Origin of the sequence: Mesorhizobium sp. M7A.F.Ca.CA.002.04.1.1, from assembly GCF_004022805.1 — a bacterium.
In the GTDB taxonomy this organism is placed as follows: domain Bacteria; phylum Pseudomonadota; class Alphaproteobacteria; order Rhizobiales; family Rhizobiaceae; genus Mesorhizobium; species Mesorhizobium ciceri.
Genome location: NZ_RZPL01000320.1, coordinates 1 through 6,165, shown reverse-complemented (window position 1 = coordinate 6,165; position 6,165 = coordinate 1). Strand labels below are relative to the sequence as shown.

The following is a 6,165-nucleotide window of genomic DNA, read 5'->3' as shown; positions in this document are numbered from 1 at the left end:
ACGGTGCGGCCCGGCTCGCTGCTCAAGCCAGCCGACCTCAAGGCCAACCGCAAGGAAATCGAGGAGAAGCTCGAGCGCAAGCTGTCGGAATTCGAATTCGCCTCGTGGCTGATGTATCCGAAGGTGTTCACGGATTTCGCCGGCGCGCAGGAAACCTATGGGCCGGTCAGCGTGCTGCCGACGCCGACGTATTTCTACGGCATGAAGCCGGAAGACGAGATCTTCGTCGACATCGAGAAGGGCAAGACGCTGGTGGTGCGGTGCCTGGCCATCGGCGATGTCGACGAGAAGGGCATGGTCACCGTGTTCTTCGAGCTCAACGGCCAGCCGCGCCGTGTCAAGGTGCCCGACCGGGCGCATGGCGCGTCCGCCGCCAAGGCCCGCCGCAAGGCCGAACCCGGCAACGAGGCGCATGTCGGCGCACCGATGCCGGGCGTCGTTTCTGCGCTTTCGGTGGCTGCCGGCCAGGCTGTGAAGGCCGGTGACGTGCTGCTTTCCATCGAAGCGATGAAGATGGAGACGGCGCTGCATGCCGAGCGCGACGGCACGGTCGCCGAGGTGCTGGTCAAGGCAGGCGACCAGATCGATGCCAAGGATCTGCTGATCGCTTTCAGCTAATTGATACCTTCCTGGGGGATCGCTGTCCGCATCGTGGCGGCAGCGTCAGTTCGATCATCGATAACAGCTTGACCCGCCGCCGGCGGTCGGGCATCGAGCCCGCTCAATTCGCCGCTGCATGCATCCCGAGTCGCGGCGCAGAAACGATGTGGAGAAAAATATGGCCGACGATATCACCGATACCAGCCAGACTGTTGCCGCCGGCCAGCTGCGTGCCTTCATCGAGCGCATAGAGCGGCTCGAGGAAGAGAAGAAGACCATTTCCGACGACATCAAGGAAGTGTTCGCCGAGGCCAAGGGCACAGGCTTCGACACCAAGGCGATGCGCACGATCATCCGGCTGCGCAAGAAGGACCAGGCCGAGCGTCAGGAAGAGGAAACCATCCTCGATCTGTACAAGGCCGCACTCGGCATGGTGTAGAGACCGTCTGGAAATTCTACTCCGGCGGCCATCTGGTGGCGTTTTCTGCGCTTCCCTAGTTCTACTGCAATGCAGTAGAACTGAGCTCACGTACTTTAAGTACGCTCCGCTCCGGTTCTCGAAACCACCACCATATGACTCGCCGGAGCGAATTTCGAAACAGTCTCCGGCCGAGCATGATGCCGGAGCGAGCATCGAGCCATGAGCGAATTCGACTTCGGCGCCCGCCGCGCCTCTGAATTCCGCCAGCGCGGCTTCTGGACGCTGTTCGCCGAGCGGCATCCGGAAGAAAGGGCTCTGATGGCGAGGCGCGGACCCTGGTTCTGGCAGCGCGGGCTGCCCGATTTCGCCTTGGTCCTTTCCATGTATGTCGCGCCGGCGCAGAGCCAGGTCGGCGTCTTCTTCGGCCGCAACGAGAAGTTCGGCGCCACGCAAGCGTGGTCGCGGTTGAAACCGTTCCAGCCTGATATCGAAGCCCGGCTGAAGCTCAGGCCGGAACAGAGTTGCGAGGATCTCGGCATCAATTCGATGTGGCGGGTGAACTGCTATGCCGAGGACAACTGGCCAGCCATGGCCGACTGGCTGGTGACCGAATGTTCGCGTTTCGAGCGCGCGGTAACCGAAGTCCTGAGGCAGGGATAGACATCCGGTGTTGCCAGAGGGTATCGGCTCCTTTTTCCGCTCACGCTGGCAAGGCCAGGTGCCGCTCGACCGGCTGTTCTGGCGCGACCTTGTTCTTGTCGGCACGGCGCTCAACGTCGCATCTCTGGTGGCCGCGATCGTCCTGCTCGGACTGAAGCTGCCGCTGGCGCTGGTTCTGGCGGTGCATTTCGCACCGGTGCCCTACAACCTCTTTCTGACCTTTTCCGTATGGCGAACCACGGAAAAGGCCGGTGGCGCCAAGGCCTCACTGATGACGCTCGGCGCCACATTATGGCTGATCCTGACGGTCGTGGTCTGAGAGCGGACACGGGCGCCCACCGCGTTCGCCGGGTTCGGCCGGGGGGCAATGAAAAGGGCGGCCGCAGCCGCCCTTTTCATTCATTCAATCGAATTTCGGTTCAGGCCGCCGGCTCGAATTTCAGCGCCACGCCGTTGATGCAATAGCGCAGGCCGGTCGGCGGCGGGCCGTCCTCGAAGACATGGCCGAGATGGCTGCCGCAGCGGGCGCAATGGCATTCGGTGCGAACCATGCCGTAGCTGCGGTCGACGGTGTTTTCGACCGAACCCGGCACCGGGTCGTTGAAGCTCGGCCAGCCGGTGCCGCTCTCGAACTTCAGCTTGGATTCAAACAAAGGCTGGTCGCAGCCGACGCAGGAAAAGGTGCCGGCGCGCTTCTCGTAGAGCAAAGCGCAACTTCCCGGCCGCTCGGTGCCGTGGCCGCGCATGACGGCATACTGCTCCGGCGTCAGCCGGGCGCGCCATTCGGCGTCGGTGCGGGTTACAGGGTAGGTGTGGGTGTCCATTCGATCTCCTCAGCCTTGCCGGCTCGCCACTACAGCGCCGCGCGCCCATCGGACGCGCAAAGGACGCTGTAGTACTTTGGTTTTGCGCATGATCCTTTCCGAACCGGAGGTTCGGGACCATGCGCGGATTGCAACCTCATATTCGCACCAAGATAGGCATTTGTTACGCGATTTGCCCGCATTTTCGATCGTGATCTTTATGCGATCGCCCTGAGATAGCGATCGACCGAAGCAGCGAACGCCGCTTTTGCGCCCCCGATGACATTCTGGTTCCACCATGCACCATAGATATGGTCGAACGCGAATGGCTCCAGTGCCGCCGCGATGCGGCGCACGGCCGCTGCATTGAGCGGAATGTAGTTCGGATAGCTGTACATGAAGCTGACATGGTGGCGCGTCGGCGTCACCTGCAAGATATCGCCGGCCAGCAAGACGTCGCCGACATCGCGTTTCCAGTGCAGCACCTGACCGCCGGCAAAGTGGCCGCCGCAGCGGATGAGCGTCAGCGAAGGGTTTATGGCCAGCGTCTCGCCTTCCCAACTGACGATCGCCTTGTGCGGTCGCATGATCCATTGGCGGTCGTCGGCATGGAGATAAATCGGCACGCCGCCAAACGCCTCGCTCCAACTGGCCATCACCGAATAATAGTGGCAGTGCGAGATGGCGATCGCCGCCAGGCCACCGCGGCGGTTGATCTCGGCCACCGCCTCGTCGCTGACCATCGAAACGCAGTCCCACAGCACGTTGCCGTGCGGCGTCTGCGCCAGCAGCGCCCGTTGGCCGATGGCGAAGCGCGGCTCGATGCCGAAGCCGAGAACGCCGGCATCGTCCTTCATAACAAGCCGGTGTCCTTCGGCAAGTTCCTCCGGCGTGATCCACGCTTGGCCCTCCCAGCGCACATATTGGCGCTCGTCCTCGCAGATCGGGCAATGTTCTGGCGGCGTCTCTGTCGCCGCGAACTGGACGCCGCATTGCAGGCAGAGGAAGCAGGTCATCGGATCTCCTGTCGGTCTTTCAGTGCTTTCTTGAAAGCTGCTTGGTCGCGCCCTCCAGCCCGGCCAGCGTCAGCGGGAACATGCGGCCGCCGAAAATGTCGCGGATCATCGCAACCGAATGGGTGTAGCCCCAGTTCTTGGGATCTTCGGGGTTCAGCCATACCGCGTTCGGCCATTGCTGCAGCAGACGGCCGAGCCAGACGCTGCCCGCCTCCGGATTCCAGTGCTCGACCGAACCGCCGGGGTGAGCGATCTCGTAAGGGCTCATCGAGGCGTCGCCGACGACGATCACCTTGTAGTCCGGACCGTATTTGTGAAGCAGGTCGAAGGTCGGAATCACCTCGGCATGCCTGCGGCGATTGTCCTTCCACACGCCCTCATAGAGGCAGTTGTGGAAATAGAAATATTCGAGCTGGCGGAATTCGGCGCGGGCGGCCGAGAACAGCTCCTCGACGCTTTTGATGTGGTCGTCCATCGAGCCGCCGACATCGAAGAACATCAACAGCTTCACCGCGTTGCGCCGCTCTGGCCGCGTCTGCACGTCGAGATAGCCGTGTTCGGCCGTGGCGTGGATGGTTCCGGGCAGGTCGAACTCTTCCTCGGCGCCCTCGCGCACCCAGCGACGCAGGCGTTTCAGCGCGATCTTGATGTTGCGGGTGCCGAGTTCGACGGCATCGTCGAAATTCCTGAACTCGCGCTTGTCCCAGACCTTCACCGCGCGGCGGTTGCGGCTTTCATGCTGGCCGATGCGCACGCCTTCGGGATTGTAGCCATAGGCGCCGAATGGCGAGGTTCCGCCGGTGCCGATCCATTTCGAGCCGCCCTGGTGGCGACCTTTTTGCTCCTCGAGTCGCTGTTTCAAAGTCTCCATCAGCTTTTCGAACCCGCCGAGCGCCTCGACCAGTTTTTTCTCCTCGTCGGTCAGGTGCTTTTCGGCGAGGCGGCGCAACCATTCCTCGGGGATATTGGCGACGTCCAGCGCGTCCGGTCCGCCCAGCGCTTCAATGCCCTTGAAGACATGCGCGAACACCTGGTCGAAGCGGTCGATGTGGCGCTCGTCCTTCACCAGGGCGGCGCGGGCGAGGTAATAAAAACCTTCGACGTCGTAGTCGACCAACCCGGCTTCCAGCCCTTCGAGCAGCGACAGATATTCCCTGAGCGAGACGGGAACGCGTGCAGCCTTCAGTTCAAGGAAGAAGGGGATGAACATGGCCGGTTACAGCAAATCATACTCGATGAAGCCCGTGCGGCGGGCGACGTGGTCGTAAAGCTTGCGCGCGGTGGCGTTGGTCTCGTGCGTCATCCAGTAGACATTCTTGACGCCGATCTTTGCCGCCTCTTCCTTCACTGCGTTGATAAGGGCGGCGCCGATCCCCTTGCCGCGCACATCCGGGTCGGCGAACAAATCCTGCAGATAGCAGTTGTTTTTCTCCGACCAGCCGGAGCGGTGGTACAGGAAGTGCGTGAGACCGACCGCCTTGCCGTCCAGTGTGGCGATGAAGCCTTTTGGCTCGAATTCGCCCGGAGTGAACAGCCGCTTCCAGGTGACGGCGTAGACCTCTTCCGGCAGCTTCGTCTCATAGAAGGTGAGATAGTCGGTCCACAGGCGCCGCCAATCGGCGTGGTCGGACTGCGCGAGCGGGCGGACGATTATCTCGGACATTTCGTTCCCTCTGAAGTCTGGAACCCGATCCATACCAATAGAATCGGGATCAGGAACACCCTTGCCTATTCGGCAGGCGAATTATATTCGCGAAAAGCGGTCGCGAGCATGTGCAGCGCCTCCCGCGCCCGCGGCGGCAGAGCGTGCGACTGCAAAACGATCTCGGACGGGGGAATTGGTGGCAGGCCGAGTTTGCGGCCCACCTCGATCAAGCCCGGGGGCACAACCCGGTAAGCGAGGGCGGAAAGGGCAAAGCCCGCCGATACCGCGATGTTGACGGCAGCGCCGCCGCCGCCGACGAAAGCCTCATTCCAGGCGATGCCTGCCCGGTCCAGCGCTTCGACCGCTCTCATACGGTCCGGGCAATTGCATCTGGTGCTTAAAAGAGCCAGGCGCAGGGGCGTGCCTGGTCGCCATTCGAAGCCAGGTGCCGCGAACCAGCCATAGTGGGTGCGCGACAAAGCTTCACCGCGTCGACTGTCATCTTCCTGGTGCACAATCACCGCATCGAGTTCGCCGCGATCGAAAGCTTCTTCCAGCATGGAGCTGGTATCGATCCGTATGTTGAGCGCGAGCGACGGATCGTGGGCATGAAGCTGGGCGATCAGCGTGGAAAGCTCAGGCCCCGCGACATGATCGACGAAGCCGAGCGCAAGCCGACATGGCGCCGCGGAAAATTCCGCGACGGCGCGTTCATGGGCGGCAAGGAATTCGCGGGCCACGGGCAGGAAGACAGCCCCCCTTTCCGACAGTGCCACGCGGCGCGGGGTTCGTTCGATCAAACGTGCGCCGAGCTTTTCCTCGAGCCGCCGCAACTTGACGCTGATCGTCGCCTGGGTGCTGCCAAGTGCTGCAGCCGCCCGGGTGAAGCTCTGCAGGTCGGCCACCATGACGAAAGTGCGCACGGCATCGACATCGAGACTGGCCATCTCCGTCATTCCATTTTGTTATCTCTGAAATAGAAATGCATAGTCTTTTTTCATAGTAAAGCCTCGTCTATGT

General features: G+C 62.1%; 9 protein-coding genes. 4 read left to right on the top strand and 5 right to left on the bottom strand.

What is annotated here, in order from left to right; translation table 11 throughout:
- The 4 genes from ENZ75_RS17575 to ENZ75_RS17560 all read left to right on the top strand — a co-directional run.
- Nucleotides 1-618: biotin/lipoyl-containing protein (locus ENZ75_RS17575; RefSeq protein ID WP_128278207.1), on the top strand; the 618-nt coding region annotated here is incomplete at its 5' end.
- Between the two features lie 160 nt (nucleotides 619-778).
- Nucleotides 779-1,039, top strand: coding sequence for a DUF2312 domain-containing protein (locus ENZ75_RS17570; protein ID WP_013529099.1), 261 nt, complete (start codon nucleotides 779-781; stop codon nucleotides 1,037-1,039).
- A gap of 201 nt (nucleotides 1,040-1,240) precedes the next feature.
- On the top strand, nucleotides 1,241-1,681 hold the full coding sequence (locus ENZ75_RS17565) for a hypothetical protein (protein ID WP_013529100.1): 441 nt from the start codon (nucleotides 1,241-1,243) through the stop codon (nucleotides 1,679-1,681).
- A 7-nt stretch (nucleotides 1,682-1,688) separates the two neighbouring features.
- On the top strand, nucleotides 1,689-2,000 hold the full coding sequence (locus tag ENZ75_RS17560; protein ID WP_024502896.1) for a hypothetical protein: 312 nt from the start codon (nucleotides 1,689-1,691) through the stop codon (nucleotides 1,998-2,000).
- A 100-nt stretch (nucleotides 2,001-2,100) separates the two neighbouring features.
- Here the strand turns inward: ENZ75_RS17560 and msrB are convergent, their stop codons facing one another.
- The 5 genes from msrB to ENZ75_RS17535 form a co-directional block, all read right to left on the bottom strand.
- Nucleotides 2,101-2,505 (bottom strand): peptide-methionine (R)-S-oxide reductase MsrB, encoded by a 405-nt coding sequence (gene msrB, locus ENZ75_RS17555; RefSeq protein ID WP_013529102.1) that lies wholly within the window; start codon nucleotides 2,503-2,505, stop codon nucleotides 2,101-2,103.
- A 197-nt stretch (nucleotides 2,506-2,702) separates the two neighbouring features.
- Entirely contained in the window at nucleotides 2,703-3,500 is a 798-nt protein-coding gene (locus tag ENZ75_RS17550) for a hypothetical protein (protein ID WP_063169211.1), read from the bottom strand.
- 19 nt (nucleotides 3,501-3,519) lie between these two features.
- Nucleotides 3,520-4,710: a VWA domain-containing protein gene (locus ENZ75_RS17545; protein WP_063169210.1), complete on the bottom strand. Its 1,191-nt coding sequence runs from the start codon at nucleotides 4,708-4,710 to the stop codon at nucleotides 3,520-3,522.
- Nucleotides 4,711-4,716: 6 nt separating this feature from the next.
- Entirely contained in the window at nucleotides 4,717-5,163 is a 447-nt protein-coding gene (locus ENZ75_RS17540; protein WP_063169209.1) for a GNAT family N-acetyltransferase, read from the bottom strand.
- Nucleotides 5,164-5,228: 65 nt separating this feature from the next.
- Entirely contained in the window at nucleotides 5,229-6,053 is an 825-nt protein-coding gene (locus tag ENZ75_RS17535; protein ID WP_245459099.1) for a LysR substrate-binding domain-containing protein, read from the bottom strand.
- Between the last annotated feature and the right edge of the window lie 112 nt (nucleotides 6,054-6,165).